General features: G+C 60.6%; 13 protein-coding genes. 5 read left to right on the forward strand and 8 right to left on the reverse strand.

The window, feature by feature from the left end; genetic code table 11:
- Position 1: 1 nt before the first annotated feature.
- From PAF17_RS05795 to proS, 4 genes are all read right to left on the reverse strand, one after another.
- Entirely contained in the window at positions 2 to 835 is an 834-nt protein-coding gene (locus tag PAF17_RS05795) for an ABC transporter ATP-binding protein (RefSeq protein WP_271888143.1), read from the reverse strand.
- Positions 832 to 1,614 (reverse strand): ABC transporter ATP-binding protein, encoded by a 783-nt coding sequence (locus tag PAF17_RS05800; RefSeq protein ID WP_271888144.1) that lies wholly within the window; start codon positions 1,612 to 1,614, stop codon positions 832 to 834. Before PAF17_RS05800 ends, PAF17_RS05795 begins: the two co-directional genes overlap by 4 nt.
- Positions 1,615 to 1,725: 111 nt before the next feature.
- Complete coding sequence (locus PAF17_RS05805) at positions 1,726 to 2,910, reverse strand: ABC transporter substrate-binding protein (protein WP_271888145.1); 1,185 nt, start codon at positions 2,908 to 2,910, stop codon at positions 1,726 to 1,728.
- A gap of 251 nt (positions 2,911 to 3,161) precedes the next feature.
- On the reverse strand, positions 3,162 to 4,520 hold the full coding sequence (gene proS, locus PAF17_RS05810; RefSeq protein WP_271888146.1) for a proline--tRNA ligase: 1,359 nt from the start codon (positions 4,518 to 4,520) through the stop codon (positions 3,162 to 3,164).
- Positions 4,521 to 4,675: 155 nt separating this feature from the next.
- On the opposite strand from proS, the gene PAF17_RS05815 reads away from it, so the two are divergent.
- From PAF17_RS05815 to PAF17_RS05830, 4 genes are read left to right on the forward strand one after another with little or no spacing between them, the layout of a single operon-like run.
- Entirely contained in the window at positions 4,676 to 5,875 is a 1,200-nt protein-coding gene (locus PAF17_RS05815) for an AI-2E family transporter (protein ID WP_271888203.1), read from the forward strand.
- Positions 5,876 to 5,883: 8 nt separating this feature from the next.
- Positions 5,884 to 6,573, forward strand: a complete 690-nt coding sequence (locus PAF17_RS05820; protein WP_271888147.1) for a P-loop NTPase family protein — start codon at positions 5,884 to 5,886, stop codon at positions 6,571 to 6,573.
- A gap of 31 nt (positions 6,574 to 6,604) precedes the next feature.
- Positions 6,605 to 8,770: an RNA degradosome polyphosphate kinase gene (locus PAF17_RS05825; protein WP_271888148.1), complete on the forward strand. Its 2,166-nt coding sequence runs from the start codon at positions 6,605 to 6,607 to the stop codon at positions 8,768 to 8,770.
- A 55-nt stretch (positions 8,771 to 8,825) separates the two neighbouring features.
- Positions 8,826 to 10,361, forward strand: coding sequence for a Ppx/GppA family phosphatase (locus tag PAF17_RS05830; RefSeq protein ID WP_271888149.1), 1,536 nt, complete (start codon positions 8,826 to 8,828; stop codon positions 10,359 to 10,361).
- A gap of 156 nt (positions 10,362 to 10,517) precedes the next feature.
- Here the strand turns inward: PAF17_RS05830 and groL are convergent, their stop codons facing one another.
- On the reverse strand, positions 10,518 to 12,170 hold the full coding sequence (gene groL, locus PAF17_RS05835; protein WP_271888150.1) for a chaperonin GroEL: 1,653 nt from the start codon (positions 12,168 to 12,170) through the stop codon (positions 10,518 to 10,520).
- Positions 12,171 to 12,217: 47 nt separating this feature from the next.
- A complete protein-coding gene (locus PAF17_RS05840; protein ID WP_271888151.1) occupies positions 12,218 to 12,505 on the reverse strand; it encodes a co-chaperone GroES in 288 nt (95 codons plus the stop codon).
- A 229-nt stretch (positions 12,506 to 12,734) separates the two neighbouring features.
- Between PAF17_RS05840 and PAF17_RS05845 the strand changes: the two genes are divergently transcribed.
- Positions 12,735 to 13,748 carry a TraB/GumN family protein gene (locus PAF17_RS05845; protein WP_271888152.1) on the forward strand — a complete coding sequence of 338 codons (1,014 nt, stop codon included), beginning with the start codon at positions 12,735 to 12,737 and terminating at the stop codon, positions 13,746 to 13,748.
- Positions 13,749 to 13,753: 5 nt separating this feature from the next.
- On the opposite strand, the gene PAF17_RS05850 is transcribed toward PAF17_RS05845, so the two are convergent.
- Positions 13,754 to 15,688, reverse strand: a complete 1,935-nt coding sequence (locus tag PAF17_RS05850; RefSeq protein ID WP_271888153.1) for a monovalent cation:proton antiporter-2 (CPA2) family protein — start codon at positions 15,686 to 15,688, stop codon at positions 13,754 to 13,756.
- A complete protein-coding gene (locus PAF17_RS05855; RefSeq protein WP_271888154.1) occupies positions 15,688 to 18,789 on the reverse strand; it encodes a hypothetical protein in 3,102 nt (1,033 codons plus the stop codon). The genes PAF17_RS05850 and PAF17_RS05855 overlap by 1 nt, the downstream gene beginning before the upstream one ends.
- Between the last annotated feature and the right edge of the window lie 150 nt (positions 18,790 to 18,939).

Genomic DNA, 18,939 nt, shown 5'->3' on the forward strand with positions numbered 1-18,939 from the left:
ATCAACCCCCAAGGAAGGTGCGGCGCACCTCATCATTGGCCATCAGTTCCTTGCCCGTGCCGGTATGCGCATTCGCACCCTGCACCAGCACATAGGCCTTGTCTGCGATGTTCATCGCTTGCTGCGCGTTCTGTTCCACCATCAGCACGGGCAAGCCGCCGCGTGCAATCGCGATGATGCGGTCGAACAATTCGTCCATGACGATGGGGCTTACGCCTGCGGTCGGCTCATCCAGCATCAGGACCTGAGGTCGCGTCATCAACGCGCGCCCGACCGCCACCTGCTGGCGCTGCCCGCCGGACAGTTCGCCCGCCGCTTGCTTGCGCTTTTCCGCGACAGCGGGGAACAGGTCATAGACCTGCTCCAACGTGCCGGAAATATCATCATCGCGGATGAAGGCCCCCATTTCCAGGTTTTCCTCGACCGTCATCGAGGGAAAGATATTGTTGACCTGAGGCACGAACCCCATGCCGGCCTTGACCCGGTCTTGCGGGTTCAATGCGGTGATGTCATGCCCGTTCAGCCGGACACTGCCCTGGCGCAGGTCCAGCATCCCGAAAATAGCCTTCATCGCCGTTGACTTGCCCGCGCCATTGGGGCCAACGATGACCGCGATCTGCCCTTTTTCAACGGCAATCGTGCAATCATGCAGGATGTCGGGGCCGCGCCCGTATCCGCCCGACATGCCATCACCGATCAGAAAAGGGTCGCCGTCCTTGCCGGGACCGATCGCACCTGACCGGCGCGACCCGTCGATGGTGCCGCGCCCACGCGGGTTGACGACGGAGGCGTCGCGATTGCCGCGATTTCCGAATGCCTGATCCACATCGCTCATGCGCCCACCATTTCCTTGTTTTTCAGACCGGTGCCCAGATAGGCTTCGATCACCTCTTCGTTCTGCATGATCTGGTCCGCGCTGCCTTCGGCCAGCACCTTGCCTTCGGCCATCACGATGACCGGATCACAAAGGCGACCGATAAAGTCCATGTCGTGCTCGATCACGCAGAACGTGTAGCCGCGTTCCCTGTTCAGCCGCACAATGGCATCGCCGATGGTGCCCAGAAGGGTGCGATTGACACCGGCGCCGACCTCGTCAAGAAAAACGACCTTGGCATCCACCATCATCGTGCGGCCCAGTTCCAGCAGTTTTTTCTGGCCGCCCGACAGGTTGCCTGCCTTTTCATGTGTGAGGTGGCGGATGGTCAGAAAATCCAGAACTTCATCCGCCTTCTTGCGCAGTTCGGCCTCTTCCCGTTCGATCTGGCCCCGCTTGAACCAAGTTTTCCAGATGGTTTCGCCGGTCTGCTGGCCGGGAACCATCATCAGGTTTTCACGCACGGTCATGGATGAAAATTCATGGGCCAATTGGAAGGTGCGCAACAGGCCACGATGGAACAGATCATGTGGCGGCAGCCCGGTAATCTCTTCTCCGTCCATGAATACGCGGCCTGACGTGGGTGGAAGAACGCCCGCTATCACATTGAATAACGTTGATTTTCCGGCCCCGTTCGGTCCGATCAATCCTGTGATCGAGCCAGTCTCGATCGTCAGGCTTGCGCCATCTACGGCGCGAAAGCCCCCGAAATGGCGGTGAAGGTCCTCGACCCTGATCATCTTTGTTTCCCTGTCTTCACAGTTTTTAAGTGAAGTGTGGCCGTCTTGGCGGCTCTTGTCATTTAAATAGGGCCCGGCATTGTGGTGCCGGGCCCGGAATGTCATGCGGGATCAACGATACCCGATAACTTCCATTTCACCATTGGTGAAGCCGACCTCGCGATAGACGCCAGCGGATTCGCCGCCGCCGACCAGATCGACCGACGTTGCGCCGACATAGTCGACCTCGCCGCCGCCATTGATGATTTCCAGCGCCTTGCCGAGCTGACCTGGCATGATCTGTTCACCCGGTTCATTGGCGATTTCCATGACCTTTTCCTTATAGGCCGCAGGATCGCTGGATTTCGCCGCCGCCATCGACAGCAGGATCAGGGCCGCCGCGTCATAGGCTTCGGCCGAGAATGCGCCGCTGCCGTCAAAGCCGGCCTCTTCGGCCAGTTTCAGGTAGGTGTCACGGCCTTCGCCTTCGGCGGCCGGGTTCTGGCCAAAGCTGCCATCGATTTCCGAGCCGAAGTTTTCGACAAGCTGGTTGCCAACCATGCCATCAGGGAACACAAAAGTGTCGAACGCGCCGGTGTCAAGCGCCGCCCGGACAACGCCCGAACCGCCCTGGTCAACGTAACCGGCCACGACCAGCGCATCACCACCTGCGGCGGCCAGCGCGGCAACCTCGGCCGAATAGTCGGCCTTGCCGTCGTCATGAGCCGCGTTCACCGTAACGCTGCCACCAGCCGCTTCGAAGGCGGCCTGGAAGCTGTCGGCCAGACCCTTGCCGTAATCGTTGTTGGTATAGGTCACGGCAACGCTGCTGATGTCTTTCGACATGATGATATCGGCCATGACCTGGCCTTGCCGTGCGTCTGACGGCGAGGTGCGGAAGAACAGACCGTTATCTTCCAGATCCGACAGTGCGGGCGAAGTCGCCGAAGGCGATATCATGACAATGCCGTTCGGCTTGGCGACGTTTTCCAGCGAGGCGATCGTTTCGCCCGAACACATGCCGCCGATGATGCCTTTGACACCTTCGGCGGTAATCAGTCGTTCTACGGTCGCGGTGGCCGCTGCCGCATCGGCACAGGTCGAATCGCCCTGCACAGGCGAAACAGTGGAACCATCCAGCAACAGGCCCGAATCCGTGACCTCTTTCATGGCCAGTTCGGCACCTTTGCCCATGTCAGGCGCCATCGATTCCAGCGGCCCCGTAAAGCCAAGCGAAATGCCCAGCTTGATATCTTCAGCTCCGGCGGTGCCAGCAATCAATGCCCCGGCAGCGGACGCAAGAAGCAGTTTTTTCATGGTGTTATTCTCCCAGTTGGAACGTTGTCCTGACGGCAGGTTAGAAGGGAGTTGCACAAAAGGAAAGCAGCTTGTCGTAACGTCAAAACTGGCTTTAGGGGCAGAATCTGCCGCTGGGGGTCATGAACCGGGGGAAAAGGGTAGGTGGCGGCAACAGCCCGGAAACAACTTTGCGAAAGCCGTTGTTTTTCTTGCGCTGCCGGGCGTGAAACGGCGCGGAAATTTTCCGCGCCGTTCGATGGTCATACGGCTCAGGCTCGGGCCGATGCCTGCAAGATCGGACGATAGATTTCCACCAGACGGGCGACCGCGTCCTGGGGCGACAACTCGATGCTGTCACCGCTGCGGCGGTTGGTCAGTTCGACGATATTTTTGGCCAGACCGCGCGGTCCGACTGTGATGCGCCAGGGCAGGCCGATCAGATCCATCGACGCGAACTTGGCACCTGCGCGATCATTGCGATCATCGTAAAGCGGTTCCAGTCCGGCGGCGCGCATTTCGCCATAGATGGATTCGCAAGCCCCGTCCGTGGTTTCATCGCCCTGCTTGAGATTGACGATCCCCGCATGGAAAGGGGTGACGCCTTCGGGCCAGATGATCCCCTTGTCGTCATGGTTCGCCTCGATGATCGCGCCCAGAAGGCGGCTGACACCGATTCCGTGGCTGCCCATATGCACTGGCACGCGCGCACCATCGGGGCCGACGACGGTTGCGCCCATGGGTTCCGAATACTTGGTGCCGAAATAGAAGATCTGGCCGACCTCGATACCGCGGGCGGTGCGGCGGCGATCCTCGGGGACGTCAGCGAAGATCGCCTCGTCATGGGTTTCGTCGGTGCGGGCATAGCGACTGGTGAATTCTTCCAGCACGGCCTGACACTGGGCGTGGTCGTCGTAATCGATCTGCCGGTCGCCGAAGGTCAGGTCGGTGATCTGGCTGTCATAGAACACCTCGGATTCGCCTGTTTCCGCAAGGACCAGGAATTCATGCGTGTAGTCGCCACCGATCGGGCCGCCATCGGCGCGCATCGGGATTGCCTGCAGGCCCATTCGTTCATAGGTGCGCAGATAGCTGACCAGATGCCGGTTATAGGCGTGCAGCGCGTCTTCCTTGGTCAGGTCGAAATTATAGCCGTCCTTCATCAGGAACTCGCGGCCACGCATCACGCCGAACCGGGGGCGGATCTCGTCGCGGAACTTCCATTGGATGTGATACAGCGTCAGGGGCAGATCCTTGTAGCTGTTCACATGGCTGCGGAAGATGTCGGTGATCATCTCTTCATTGGTGGGGCCGTAAAGCAGGTCGCGCTTGTGACGGTCGGTGATGCGCAGCATTTCTTCGCCGTAATCGTCATAGCGGCCGCTTTCGCGCCACAGATCGGCGGGTTGCAGGGTCGGCATCAGCAAGGGAACGTGGCCCGCGCGTTCCTGTTCTTCATGCACGATCTGTTCGATCCGGCGCAGAACCCGATAGCCAAGCGGCAGCCAGGAATAGATGCCGGCGGTCTGCTGTTTGATCATTCCGGCACGCAGCATCAGGCGATGACTGACGATCTGGGCCTCTTTGGGGTCTTCTTTCAGAACGGGCAAAAAATATCGCGACAGACGCATGGCATCCTCATTTCAGCATTTGCGCCACCTCTAGGGCAGAGCGGCGCACTGGGCAAGCGTTGCGCGCGCTTTGCCTGCATGGGGCAATTGTGCAGGCTTGCAACCCGGCAGCCAAGCGGTCACATAGTCATGATCAAAGACAGGAGCATTCCGTGATGCGCGTGCCGGTGCAAAAGCAGATGATCTGGTGGGGCGTCGCGGTCGCGTCGCTGTTGATTGTCATGTGGTTGCTGGGGCAGGCCATCTTGCCCTTTATTCTCGGGGCGGGCGTCGCCTATTTGCTGGACCCGGTTGCCGACCGGCTGGAACGGGCGGGCCTGTCACGCACCATGGCGGTGGTGTTGATCACCGTCGGTGCCGTCCTGCTGTTCGTGGCGGTGATCCTTCTGGTCGTGCCGGTCCTGGTGCGCCAGGCATCCGCACTGATCAGCACCGCGCCCGAAATGTTCGAACATGCCCGCGCCTTCATCAGCGCCCGATTTCCCGAAATCCTGCCCGAGGGCGGCACCATAGGGACCGCCCTGACCGATCTTGGCAAGGGCATGGGCGAACAACTGACCAATGTCGCGCAGACGCTGCTCAATTCGTTCGGCGGCATGATCAGTGCGGTTGCGTTGCTGGTGATCGTGCCGGTCGTGGCCTTTTATCTGTTGCTGGATTGGGACCGCATGGTCGCACAGATCGACAGGCTCTTGCCGCGAGAACATGCGCCGGTCCTGCGCGACCTCGCATCTCAGATCGACCATGCCTTGTCGGGGTTCGTGCGCGGGCAGGGGTTGGTGATCCTGATACTTGGCACATGGTATTCTCTGGCGCTGATGCTGGTCGGCCTGCCTTTCGGCTTTTTCATCGGAATGATGGCGGCACTTCTGTCCTTCATTCCTTATGTCGGGGTGCTGATCGGGGGGGCGACGGCGATCGGTGTTGCCCTGTTCAGTTTCTGGGGTGACCCGGTCTGGATCGGCGCGGTGGTGGCGATCTTTGCGCTGGGACAGGTGGTCGAAGGAAATTACCTGCAACCCAAGATCGTGGGAAGCCATGTCGGTTTGCACCCGGTCTGGTTGCTGCTGGCCTTGTCGGTGTTCGGATCGCTATTCGGTTTTGTCGGTATGGTTGCGGCCGTTCCGCTTGCAGCGGCGCTGGGGGTTCTGGCGCGGTTCGGTATCGAGCGTTATCGCGAAAGCGCGTTTTACACCGGGCAGACATCGCCGGCGGATCCACCGCCGCCACTGCTGGTGGAAATCGCCCCGCGCGGTACGGTTGCCTCGCAACTGAAAGAGGCACGCGAACAGGCCGAGATAAGTCGCGCCGAGGCCGGAATTCTGCCGCGCAGCCATGACCGGAAGAATATCTAGGGAGATATATGTCGCGACAGTTGACCCTTGATCTGACAACGCCGCCCGCACATTCGCGGGCCGATTTCCTGCCGGCCGATGCCAACCTTGCGGCCCTGGCGGCACTGGATGCCCCCCAGAACTGGCCCAATGGACGGATCCTGCTGATCGGGCCAGAAGGCGCGGGGAAGTCGCATATGGCGGCGTTCTGGGCCGCCGAGAACGGCGCAAGGCGGATCAAGGCTGCGGCGCTGCGCCCGGAATCTGCCGATAATCTGGCGACCGAAGGCGGCGCCCTGGTGGTCGAGGATGCCGATCGCGCCGGGCGCGCGGCAGGGGCGGAACAGGCGCTGTTTCATCTGTGGAACCTATGCGGCCCAAGGGATTGTCTGTTGTTGCTGACGGCGCGTTCGGCACCGCGCGATTGGGGGCTGGTTCTGCCGGATCTGCGCAGCCGGATGGATGCGATGCCGCAGGTGCGGTTGGGACCGCCCGACGAAGCCCTGTTGTCGGCGGTTCTGGTCAAGTTGTTCGCGGATCGGCAATTGTCGGTGCCTGCGGGATTGATCGAATGGCTTGTGCTGCATATGGATCGTGATCTGGGGCAGGCACGACGCCTTGTCGCCGCGATGGATCGCGCGGCAATGGCGGCAAAAGGGCCGGTAACCCGGCGAATCGCCGCAGAACTTCTGGACAAGCTGTCACGCTCGGACGCATGATCGCGGTGATTTTCCAACGGCGCGTAACACGATGACTCAGGCTGATTTTCTCAGAACCCCTTTTCCTGAACCTGTCGATCTGCCCGGAGGAGCTCCGACTGGCCCGGATCGGTTCTTCAACCGCGAAATCAGCTGGCTCAGCTTTAACTGGCGGGTTCTGGACGAAGCACGCAACACGCGGGTGCCGCTTTTGGAACGGTTGCGTTTCGTGTCGATCAGCGCGGCAAATCTGGACGAATTTTATACCGTGCGCGTCGCTGGCCTGCGCGAGCTGGTCCGCGAAGGGAATGCAACCCCGTCCGATGACGGCAAGACCCCGGCCCAGCAGTTGGCCTTGATCAACGCGGATGCCCGTCGGCTGATGGGGGCGCAACAAGCGGTCTGGAACCGTTTGCGCCGGGACATGGAGGATGAGGGAATCATCATCCTGTCGCGCGACCATCTGGGGGCGAAAGACCGGGAATACCTGCATAGCTATTTCGACAACCGCGTTCTGCCGGTGCTGTCGCCGCTGGCGATCGACCCGGCGCATCCATTTCCCTTTATTCCGAATACGGGGTTCTCATTGGCGCTGGAACTGGGGCAGCAATCGGATGGGCGCCGGATGCAGGCCCTGCTGCCTATCCCGGCGCAGTTGCCGCGCTTCATAGCATTGCCCGGCGGCGAGCGGTTCCTGCGCCTGGAAGACCTGTTGCTGATGCATCTGAGCAGCCTTTTTCCGGGCTATCGCGATGTCGGACATTGCGCGTTTCGCGTTCTGCGCGACAGTGATCTCGAGGTCGAGGAAGAAGCCGAGGACCTGGTGCGAGAGTTCGAAACCGCGCTCAAGCGTCGTCGTCGTGGTAGCGTCATCCGGCTCAAGATCACCGCCGGTGCGCCCGAAAGCCTGCGCCAGGTTATCATGGAAGAGCTGGAGGTCAGTCGCGACGAGGTTGTCGAGGTCGAGGGTCTAATCGGCATGGCTGACCTGAAAGAACTGGTTCTCGATCACCGGCGGGATTTGCTGTGGCCCGCATTCACACCGCGGGTGCCCGAGCGTGTGCAGGACCATCATGGCGATATGTTCGCCGCGATCCGGCAAAAGGATATGCTGCTGCACCATCCCTACGAAACATTCGATATGGTCGTGCGCTTCCTGCAGCAGGCCGCGCAGGACCCTGATGTTCTGGCGATCAAGCAGACCCTGTATCGCACCAGCCATAACAGCCCGATCGTCGAGGCCCTGTGCGAAGCCGCCGAAGCCGGAAAATCCGTCACGGCACTGGTCGAATTGAAGGCGCGTTTCGACGAGGCCGCGAATATCCGGCAGTCGCGGCGGTTGGAACGGGCAGGGGCGCATGTCGTGTATGGCTTCGTCAATTACAAGACCCATGCCAAGATCAGTTCGGTCGTGCGTCGCGAAGGCGATGGGTTGGTCACCTATACCCATTACGGCACCGGCAACTATCACCCGATTACCGCGCGGATCTATACGGATCTGTCGATGTTCACATGTGACCCTGCTCTTGGCCGCGATGCGACCAAGGTGTTCAATTATCTGTCTGGGTATGTGCAGCCCGAAAACCTCGAAAACCTTTCTATTTCACCGATTGATCTCAAGGATAACCTGCTGGCGATGATCGCCCGCGAGGCAGAATTTGCACGACAGGGCCGCCCGGCTGCCATCTGGGCCAAGATGAATTCGTTGATCCAGCGCGACGTGATCGAGGCGCTCTATGCGGCCGCGGCGGCGGGAGTGAAAATCAGTCTTGTGATTCGAGGTATCTGCGGGATACGTCCTGGAATCAAAGGCTTGTCTGAAAATATTCGTGTGAAATCTATTGTCGGGCGCTATCTCGAACATTCCCGGATTGTCTGTTTCGGGAACGGACACGGCCTGCCATCCAAGAAGGCGCGCGTCTATTTTTCGTCGGCCGACTGGATGGGGCGCAATCTGTCGCGCAGGGTTGAAACATTGGTCGAATGCCACAACGATACCGTCAAATCCCAGATCGTCAGCCAGATCATGGCCGCGAATATGGCCGATGAGGCGCAGAGCTGGCTGCTGCATCCCGACGGGCGTTTCGTGCGGTATCTGCCGGATGGCCGCGAGGATCTGTTCAACTGTCACCGGTTTTTCATGGAAAACCCTTCTCTTTCGGGACGTGGAACCGCGGGGGCGCGAGATGTGCCGGCATTGACCCATGCGCCGGATTGACGCATTTGGTTGAAACGGGCATTAGACCGGTCGATGCGCAAGCAGGAGCTTTTCGATGAACGGCGTTCGGACAACTTCCGGGAAGCAGCACGAGCCTTTGGGCAAGCTGTTTGCAAAACTGCCGAAACGGGCGCTTTCGCGTGTCGGCGTGGTCGATGTGGGGTCGAACTCGATCCGTCTGGTCGTCTTTGATGGCGCGGCGCGATCGCCCGCGTATTTCTACAACGAAAAGGTCATGGCCGGACTGGGGGCGGAAATGGCCGCCACCGGCAAGTTGAACCCCAAGGGTGTCGTGCGCGGCTTCGAAGCCTTGCAGCGTTTTGCCGCATTGGCCAAGGGCATGGATATCGAACCTTTGACCTGCGTTGCTACAGCCGCGGTTCGAGAGGCCGAGGATGGCCCGGCCTTTCGACAGAAGGTCGAACGCGAAACCGGGCTGAAGCTGTTGGTCATCGATGGCGAGGAAGAGGCAAGGCTTTCGGCCCAGGGTGTGTTGCTGGGCTGGCCGGATGCAAAAGGTCTGGTCTGTGATATCGGTGGCAATTCGATGGAACTGGCCGAGGTCGCGAATGGCCAGGTCGGGCGGCGTGTGACCTCGCCTCTGGGCCCATTCCGGTTGCAGCAGGTCAAAGGTGGCAAGGAAGGTCTGCGCAAGCACATTCGCAAGATCGTTCTGGATCTGGCCGAGAAGATGGGCGCCGATCATGATCGGATCTATCTGGTCGGCGGTTCCTGGCGGGCAATAGCGCGTCTGGACATGGAACGTAGTGATTATCCGATGACGGTCCTGCATGAATACCGCATGACCCCGAAAGCTGTCGAGGAAACGGTCGAGTTCATCGCAGCCAGCAATCTGTCTGAAATTCGCAGCAAGGTGAATATTTCGTCTTCACGGATGGAGTTGGTGCCGTTGGCGACGCGGGTCTTGTCAGAGCTGGTTTCCGTGTTCAAACCCAAGGATCTGGCTGTGTCCAGCTATGGTATCCGCGAAGGGTTGCTGTACGAACATATGTCCGAGACGTTGCGCAAGCGTGACCCGCTGATCGAAGCTGCGCGTTTCAGTGAGCGCCAGATGGCGCGTATTCCCGGATTTGGCCGCAAGCTGCACGATTTCCTGCAACCCGTATTCGGCGATGTCCCGCCCGAGCGTGATCGCCTGATCCGGGCGGCATGCCTGTTGCATGATACGACATGGCGGACCCATCCCGACTATCGCGCCGAAGCCTGTTTTGACAATGTTACCCGCGCAAATATGGCGGCGCTAAGCCATTCCGAACGTGTCTTTCTGGGGGTGTCGCTTCTGCACCGCTACAAGAACAATCGCAACAACTCACCGATGGCCCGGTTCTTTGCGTTGCTGAGCGAGGATGAACTGCGCGATGCCGAGATATTGGGCAAGGCGATGCGCTTTGGCGCCATGTTCGCAATCGATGATCCGTCAGATGCCGCCACGCTGAAACTCCGGCGTCGGGACAAGGTGCTGAGTCTGCAATTGACCAGGACGGGGCGGTCCCTGATGGGAGAGGTCGCGGTTTCGCGCTTCAAGTCGCTTTGCGCCGCGATGGGCGTCGAACCGTCGATCGAGACCTGAAAACAGCTGACAATGCGGTGACTGTCCACGCATCCGGTCCCGGAATGCGGGGCTGTGGCATGTCATCTGTCGGTCTGGGGCGACGGGATCACGGAACATGAAAAAAGGGCGCCCCGAAAGGCGCCCTTTCCGTATCTGCCATGGGCAGGGGGCTGATTACATCATGCCGCCCATGCCGCCCATGCCGCCCATGTCGGGCATGCCGCCGGCTGCGCCTTGGCCTTTCGGCTCGGGCTTTTCAGCGATCATCGCTTCGGTGGTGATCAGCAGGCCTGCGACCGATGCTGCATCTTCCAGCGCGGTGCGGACAACCTTTGCCGGGTCAATGACGCCGAACTTGAACATGTCGCCATATTCTTCGGTCTGAGCGTTGAAGCCAAAGGATTTTTCCGCGGATTCACGGATTTTCCCTGCGACGACAGCACCGTCAACACCAGCGTTTTCAGCGATCTGGCGCATCGGGGCTTCCAGCGCGCGGCGGACGATCGCAACGCCTGCTTCCTGGTCGCTGTTTTCGCCTTTGATGCCTTCCAGTGCCTTGCCGCCCTGAACCAGAGCAACACCGCCACCGACGACAACACCTTCCTGAACAGCCGCACGGGTCGCGTTCAGCGCATCGTCGACGCGGTCCTTGCGCTCTTTCACTTCGACTTCGCTCATGCCGCCGACGCGGATCACGGCAACGCCGCCAGCCAGTTTGGCCACGCGCTCTTGCAGTTTTTCCTTGTCGTAGTCCGAGGTGGTTTCCTCGATCTGCTGGCGGATCTGGGCGACGCGTGCTTCGATCTCGGCCTTGTCACCATTGCCGTCGACGATGGTGGTGTTGTCCTTGTTGATCGAAACTTTCTTCGCCGTGCCCAGCATGTCGATGGTCACGTTTTCCAGCTTCATGCCCAGATCTTCGCTGATGACCTGACCGCCGGTCAGGATGGCGATGTCCTGCAGCATGGCCTTGCGGCGATCGCCGAAGCCCGGAGCCTTGACAGCAGCAATTTTCAGGCCGCCACGCAGTTTGTTGACGACCAGGGTCGCAAGAGCTTCGCCTTCGACGTCTTCGGCAATGATCAGCAGCGGCTTGCCCGACTGGATGACCGATTCCAGCAGCGGAACCATGGGCTGCAGCGACGACAGTTTCTTTTCGTGCAGCAGGATATAGGCGTCTTCCAGATCCGCGATCATCTTGTCGGGATTGGTGACGAAATAGGGCGACAGGTAGCCGCGGTCGAACTGCATGCCTTCGACGACTTCGACTTCGGTTTCCATGCCTTTGTTTTCTTCGACGGTGATCACACCCTCGTTTCCAACTTTCTGCATGGCGTCAGCGATCTGACGGCCGATCGAAGCTTCGCCATTGGCCGAGATGGTGCCGACCTGCGCGACTTCGTCGCTGTCATTGACGGGGCGGGCAGCAGCCTTGATCGATTCGACAACTTTCGAGGTTGCCAGATCGATGCCGCGTTTCAGATCCATCGGGTTCATGCCGGCAGCAACAGCCTTCATGCCCTCTTTCACGATGGCTTGCGCCAGAACAGTGGCGGTGGTGGTGCCGTCGCCAGCTTCGTCATTGGTGCGCGAAGCGACTTCGCGGACCATCTGGGCGCCCATGTTTTCGAACTTGTCGGTCAGTTCGATTTCCTTTGCGACCGAAACACCGTCCTTGGTGATGCGCGGTGCGCCAAAGGATTTGTCGATAACGACGTTGCGGCCTTTGGGGCCGAGGGTCACTTTGACCGCGTCTGCGAGGATGTTGACGCCTTTCAGCATCCGGTCGCGGGCATCAGTGCTGAACTTGACTTCTTTACCAGCCATTTGAATCTCCTGAATTTATCGTTGAAGGGTGCGGTCTGATGCGTGGCTTACGAAAGCACGCCCAGAATGTCGCTTTCCTTCATGATCAGCAGCTCTTCGCCGTCGACCGTGACTTCGGTGCCCGACCATTTGCCGAACAGCACGCGATCACCCGCCTTAACCGAAGGTGTGATCAGTTCGCCCGAGTCCTTGCGTGCGCCTTCGCCGACCGAGATGATCTCGCCTTCCGCGGGCTTTTCTTTTGCGCTGTCGGGGATGATCAGACCGCCTTTGGTCTTTTCTTCCGACTCGACGCGGCGGACCAGCACGCGGTCATGCAGCGGTTTGAATGTCATGTTGAACACTCCGATGTTTCAGGTTGCAGTGTCGTGTTGTTGGCACTCACCCTGTGCGAGTGCCAATGACGTTGATCTAGGAGCGCGCCCCCACACTGTCAACGCCATTGCACAAGAAAATTCCACGGATGGTGGAGCTTGCTGGAAAATTGTGCCAACCTTTGGGAAACAGGGTTTTTTCCGGCGTCCCGGCAAGATCCCGACCCCGCCATGTTGCAGGAGAGAGATGATGCGAGTTTGGCTTGGCGCGGCGGCGGTGTTCCTGGGATTGGGCGGGGCGGGCAATGCCGGCGAATGTATCGGTTCGAATCTGTTCGAACAGATGCCACCTGAACAGCGCAACCAGATCGAAGATGCCGTGCGCGATGTGCCGTATCACGAAGGCCTTTTCTGGCGCGCCAGCAAGGGGGATCAGGTGATCACGCTGGTCGGGACATATCATTTCGGGGATCCCCGTCATGCAGACAGCATGGCGCGTATCGATCCCTTCTTGTCCGGCGCGGATGTCTTGCTTGTCGAAGCTGGTCCTGAAGAAGAGCAACGTTTGACACATGCGCTGACCGAAGATCCGACATTGATGGTGGACAATTCCGGACCGACATTGCCAGAGCGGTTGCCCCCTGAGGAATGGCAGGCCCTGACCGATGCCATGTCTCAACGCGGCACACCGGCAGTTGTTACCGCGAAACTGCGCCCGTGGTATGTTGCCATGCTGTTGGGGGTTTCACCCTGCATGATGCAGGGGCAAGCCGAAAGCGGGGCGGCAGGGCTGGATCACCTGTTGGTTGATCGCGCCAAGGAACTGGATATTCCCGTACGGGCGCTGGAACCTTGGGATACTGTTTTCACGTTGTTTCGCGACATGACACCCGAACAGGAAATCGACATGATCCGGGCATCCTTGCCTGCGGCAGCCTATGCCGATGACTATGCGATTACCTTGACCGACGCCTATTTCGGCGGTGATGTCTGGAAGATCTGGGAATTTGGACGTTTTGACGCCTATCGAAACTCCGGCTTGTCACATGACGAGGTGGATGGCTTGATGCAATTGGCGCAAACCCAACTGATGGATCGCCGCAACGCAAGCTGGATCGCACCCCTGACCGAAGCGGCGCGGGATGCTGCGCAACAGGGACGGGGAGTTGTTGCCGGGTTCGGTGCCCTGCATCTGCCTGGTGAAAAGGGTGTCTTGCGACTGCTTGAACAAGAAGGCTGGTCAATCGAACCCCTGGACGGGTAGAGACCCTATCCCTCGCGCCCACCTGGGCGATTGCGCTGAACTTCATGCGTCAATCCGTGCTCGGGTTCTTCGCTTTCGGCTTTGTCGGACGAGGATCGTTCAAACGGATGTTGGTCGAAACGCTCCATCAGTGCGGTTTCCAGCGTCCGGTTCAATTCACGACTGCGTTGCACATATTCGGGATTCTGGTCCAATGGCACGCCGGGTTTCCACACTTCGGCCAACTCGCGCAGCGAGGCCCTGTCCAGCCGATAGAATATGCGCTCAAGCTCTGACGCTTCGAATTCCGAAAGCCCGGCATTTTCCAACACATAGCGTGCAGCCCGCAACGAACTGTCAAAGGTTTCACGAACGATGTCATTCGCGCCCGCGCTGTAAAGCTCGTAGACATTCACCCGGTCGCGCGCACGGGCGATAATATGCAGATCGGGCCTGCGTTCACGGGCATAACGGATCAGTTTGAGGTTGGCGGCGGGGTCATCCAGTGCGGCGACCAGAATACTGGCCTTGTCCAGCCCGGCTGCGGTCAGGATTTCGGGGCGGGTCGGATCACCGAAATACCCCTTGAAACCGAAGCGACGCATCAGTTGGATCAGTTTCAGGTCATGGTCCAGAACGGTCGTCTGGAACCCCGACATCGTGACCAGACGGTTGACCACCTGCCCAAACCGGCCGACCCCCGCGACGATGATGGGCTGCTGTTCGGTGATGTCGTCGGCAGGTTCGGTGACCCCCGCCTCGGCAAGGCGTCGGGTGACCTGAGCGTGCAGAATGAACAATAGTGGCGTGCACAACATGGTCAGGGCAACGATCAGCAGCACGGATTGTGCCAGATCGCTTGGCAGAATGGCCAGAGACACGGCGAACGAGATCAGCACAAAGCCGAATTCACCGGCCTGGGCCAGTGACAGGGTGAACAAGGACCGCGCCTTTTGCGCCATGCCCGACCATTTGGCGATGAGCCAAAGGATTGCGGCCTTTGCAGCAATCAGTCCCGCCGTGGCCGACAGGATCGGAACCGGATTTTCAGCGAGGATGGAAAAGTTCATGCCTGCGCCGACGGTGATGAAGAACAGCCCCAGCAACAATCCCTTGAAAGGTTCGATCTGGGCCTCAAGTTCGTGACGCAGTTCGGAACTGGCAAGGGTGACGCCCGCCAGAAAGGTTCCCAATGCAGGCGACAGGCCAACCAGGATCATCAATGACGCGATGCCTACGACGATCAGCAAGGCCATTGCGGTTTCCATCTCGGGCAGGCGGGAAGATACCACCAGCCGGAACACCGGGCGGATCAGGTACTGGCCAAGGATGATGACGGCGGCCACCGCGCCAAGGGTGACCAGCATCGCGCCCCAGCCGGGCAACTGGGCCATGAACGCCTCACCGATATGTTCTTCGCCATGGCTGTCGGCTGAGCTATGGGCATAGGGTGCCAGCAACGGCATCAGTGCGATCATCGGAATGACCGCGATGTCCTGAGTCAGCAGAACGGAAAACGCGGAACGTCCGCCAGCCGTTTGCATCAGCCCCTTTTCCGAAAGCGTTTGCAGCACGATGGCTGTCGAGCTTAGCGACAGGATCATCCCAAGGGCGAGCGAAGTCGACCAACTGAGATCAAAGGCGAATGCCGCGATCAGGGCAATGATCGCGATCGAGATCGACACCTGCGCCACGCCCAGCCCGATCAGCTTGTGACGCATGTTCCAAAGGCTGCGTGGCTCCAGCTCCAGCCCGATCAGGAACAACATCATGACAACGCCGAACTCGGCGAAATGCTGAAGGTCGTCCATCTGGTTGCCGGTCAGGTGAAATACCGGGCCGATAAGAATCCCGCAGATCAGATAACCCAGTACCGATCCCAGACCGAGCCGGGCGGAAATTGGCACGGCGACCACCATGGTGATCAAATAAACCGTGGCCATCAAAAGGAAGTTGTCCATTATTTGCCGCTTAGTACGGACAACTGCTGTGTCCGGCCACCTTTGACGAACGTGATGCGGCTTTGGCCGATATCGGTAATCGTGCCGCCATTGATCTTGTCGCCCAATCGCAGGGTGATGATCTTGCCATTGCTCAGCCTGACCAGGGCGCGGCTGGCCTTGCCTGCGCCGATGGTGCCGATGATCTGAGTGCGGCTGAGCTGGATACCATCCTTGACCGTTGCGGCTTGGGCGGCACTGCCCTGGCCGCGTCCGGTGGGCAGGGCAGTTTTGACCTCGGGTTCGTTTTCGGCCTCGGGTGGGGTGTAATTCTGTTTGCGGGCCGCTGCTGCCTGGGCCTCGGCCTGGGCTTGCGCACGGGCGCGTGCTTCGGCTTGCGCGCGGGCGCGGGCTTCGGCCTGGGCATCCGCCTGGGCACGGGCACGTGCGCGGGCTTCGGCCTGGGCTTGCAGTTCGGCGTCGATGCGGCGCTGCTCTGCTAGCGCGGCCTCGTTTTCCTGGGCCTTTGCCGCCGCGCGAAGGTCATCTGCGGTCGGTGCGGCCGCCTGACGGTTGGTCTGATCGTCGCGCTCTCCCCGGCGCGGGGGAAGGGCAGATGTGCTAAGCGCCGTCAAAGCGACGGCGCCGGGCAAAGCGTTACTACTGGCGACTGCTGCGGCAATGGCATCTTCGACCGCGCCGGATGACAGGCTGGCATTGCCCGGCCCGGGATCGCTGTCCCGACGCGACGCGATCGAACCCGGGCGAGCCGGGGGTCGGGAAGATCCTCGAACGGTGGTCTGGGTTGCGGCGGTGCTTGCCGTTGGTGTCGCGGCGCGTTCGGTGTCTCTGCGAGGGGGCGGCCTTTGTGCGGTGGCGACTGCTTCGGCAACAGCGGCGCGCACGGCATTCTCGGAACTGCGCGAAATTGAAACAGGTCTGCGTGTGGGGCGGACATCTGCCAACCGGATCAGATCGCGCTCACCCGCGCTAAGGCCCGGTTGACCTGCCTGGGCGGTGCGCAGGTCTTGCATCAGTTGCTTGATAAACGCCTGTTCGCTGGCGGTCAGGTAGGTCCGTGCGCCATCTTCGCTGATGCTGCCTTCTTCAAGGCGGCTCAGACTGGCCGGGCGCGAGGGGGGGCGTGCCGATGCTGCCGGAGCAGAAGCCGGCGTCGCGGTCGGCTGGGTTTCCGGCGCGCGCAACGTGGAAGGCTGCGTGGCCGGAGATTGGCTTGCAGGGGCAGGCGAAGCGCTTGCTGCGGGGCGCGACGGTGGACGTGCCCCCGAAACGCGCGGGGGTTCTGGTTGACTGCGTTGTTCATAGGGCAGCGGGTTGACCGGGACCGTGGGGATCCTGTCGGAATTTGCCGGGATATTGGCGCGCGCGGGCGCCGCGTCACGCGGACGTGCCGAGCTGCGCAAACGTGAGGTCGGGCCGGTGTTTGCGCGGGGCGCGGGGTTCGCGGCGGTTGTCGCGACCGCATCGCCGTTTGCCGCTGGCCCCGAGACGGCGGCTGTGTCCGGTTCCGTCGATGTTGGCTGAACGGCCTGTTCGACGGTGGAGGTCAATGCCTCGGACAAGGCTTGTGTCAGGGCATCCTGAGCGGGCGTCTCCTGCGATGCGCCGGATTGGGGCGAAGGTTGTTCAGCCACCGCTGTTCCAGGCGTTGCGGTTTCAGGCGCCACAGCTTCGACTGTCGCGGTTTCGGGTGCCGTTTCGACAACAGACGTATCTGCGCCGAGGGGTTGATCCGGACCGGTCGCGTCATTGGACATATCGGCATCCGAAAGATCTGCCGTGAGTTCTGTTTCGGTTGTGGATGATTGGATCGGATCCGCAACGGGCGCGGCGGTCGGGGTTTGCTCCGTCGCTGCCGGAGCAGGCGGGACAGGCGCGTCGGTCGTGATGCCGGCACCGGTATCGGAAACCGGATCGTCGTCAAGGGGCGGTTCGGTTTGATCCGCAGCAGGTTCGGTGACGTCGGGCACGGTGTCTTGGGTGGCGATATCAGCGGTTGGCTTGCCACCAAATACCCACATCACCAACAACAGGGCCACCAGAAGGCCGCCCATCATCGATGTCAGCTTTCCGGGTGAATAGCCGCGCAATCGTGACAACAGCGCGGATTGCGCCTGTTGATCCGGTTGCGCCTGCCCGGCGCGTTTGGCCCGCGCTTCGGCGGCCCGATTGTGAACGGCTTCGGCACGCGGGGACATTGGCCTGGGGGCGGCAATCCTGGGGTCCCCGTGCTTTGAATCCCCGTGCTTGGGGTCCCCGTGGCGAATGACGGCCGATTCCCTGACGGGCGCGGCGGCCGGCTCTGTCGGTTCCGACCTGGCAGGGGTGACCTCGGGCTGTTCAACCGGTGGCCGGACATTCGCGGCACGGGCGGCTGCGGGATGGTGATGGGGAATGATGCGCGATATCGGGCAGGCGTTGACCGGCGAGGTCCCGGCGATTGACGGGGCGGCCTGTTCTGCGGTCGCGTCTTCGGGAACCGTGTCGAGTTCTGGCAGCTCGGCCGGGGTTGGGGCGACCTTCGGGGGATCAATTTCGGGTGCGGTAACGCGCGCCCTTGTCAGGTCAGGCTCGCTGAACGGTCGGCGGGTGGTTTCCTGGGCAAGATCGCTGATCAGGCCGAAATCGGGCTGGCCGTCGAATCGTTCATCTTCCGGGCGGGCCACGAATCCCGACGGGACAAAGCCCTGAGAGCGTGCGAAATCCTCGGCTTCTTCAAGGGTGCGCCTTGCGACGGCGGCCACGCGCAATATCTCGATATCGCCGGTTTCCGATGGACACCAGTCAAAGGCAAGCTCGTTGGCCTTGTACGGGGTCGCGGCCTCAAGCGCCTGGCTGACGGCGGCAAGCGTATCCGCGCCGACCGGCACGGTCAGGGTGGTGTACAGGATTTGGTCATCGGGTATCACGAGGACCGTGTCCGGATGGCCCGAAATGTCGCCCGATTCATCGCGCAAGGCATTGAGCGTGTCAGTCATTTCACGGCCCGCGAAACGGACCTGACCCAGCAAGCGCCAGTCGAGGCCCTCGCGCCGTTCAAGCAAGACAGCTTCATGCGTGAAGCTCATGGCAAATTCAGGGGCGGCGGCGTGTTGGTTCATTTTATGGTTCGCTGCTCGGATCTGATCGTGGTGCCCTTATGGAAGGCGTTGCCGCGATATGGTGGATTACACAATATTTACCGCAATTGCTGGTATGAGAAAAGCACATCTGGCGTATCTGTGAACGCATTTTTATGGACCTTCCCGGGT

Source organism: Paracoccus onchidii, from assembly GCF_028294535.1.
Lineage (GTDB): Bacteria > Pseudomonadota > Alphaproteobacteria > Rhodobacterales > Rhodobacteraceae > Paracoccus > Paracoccus onchidii.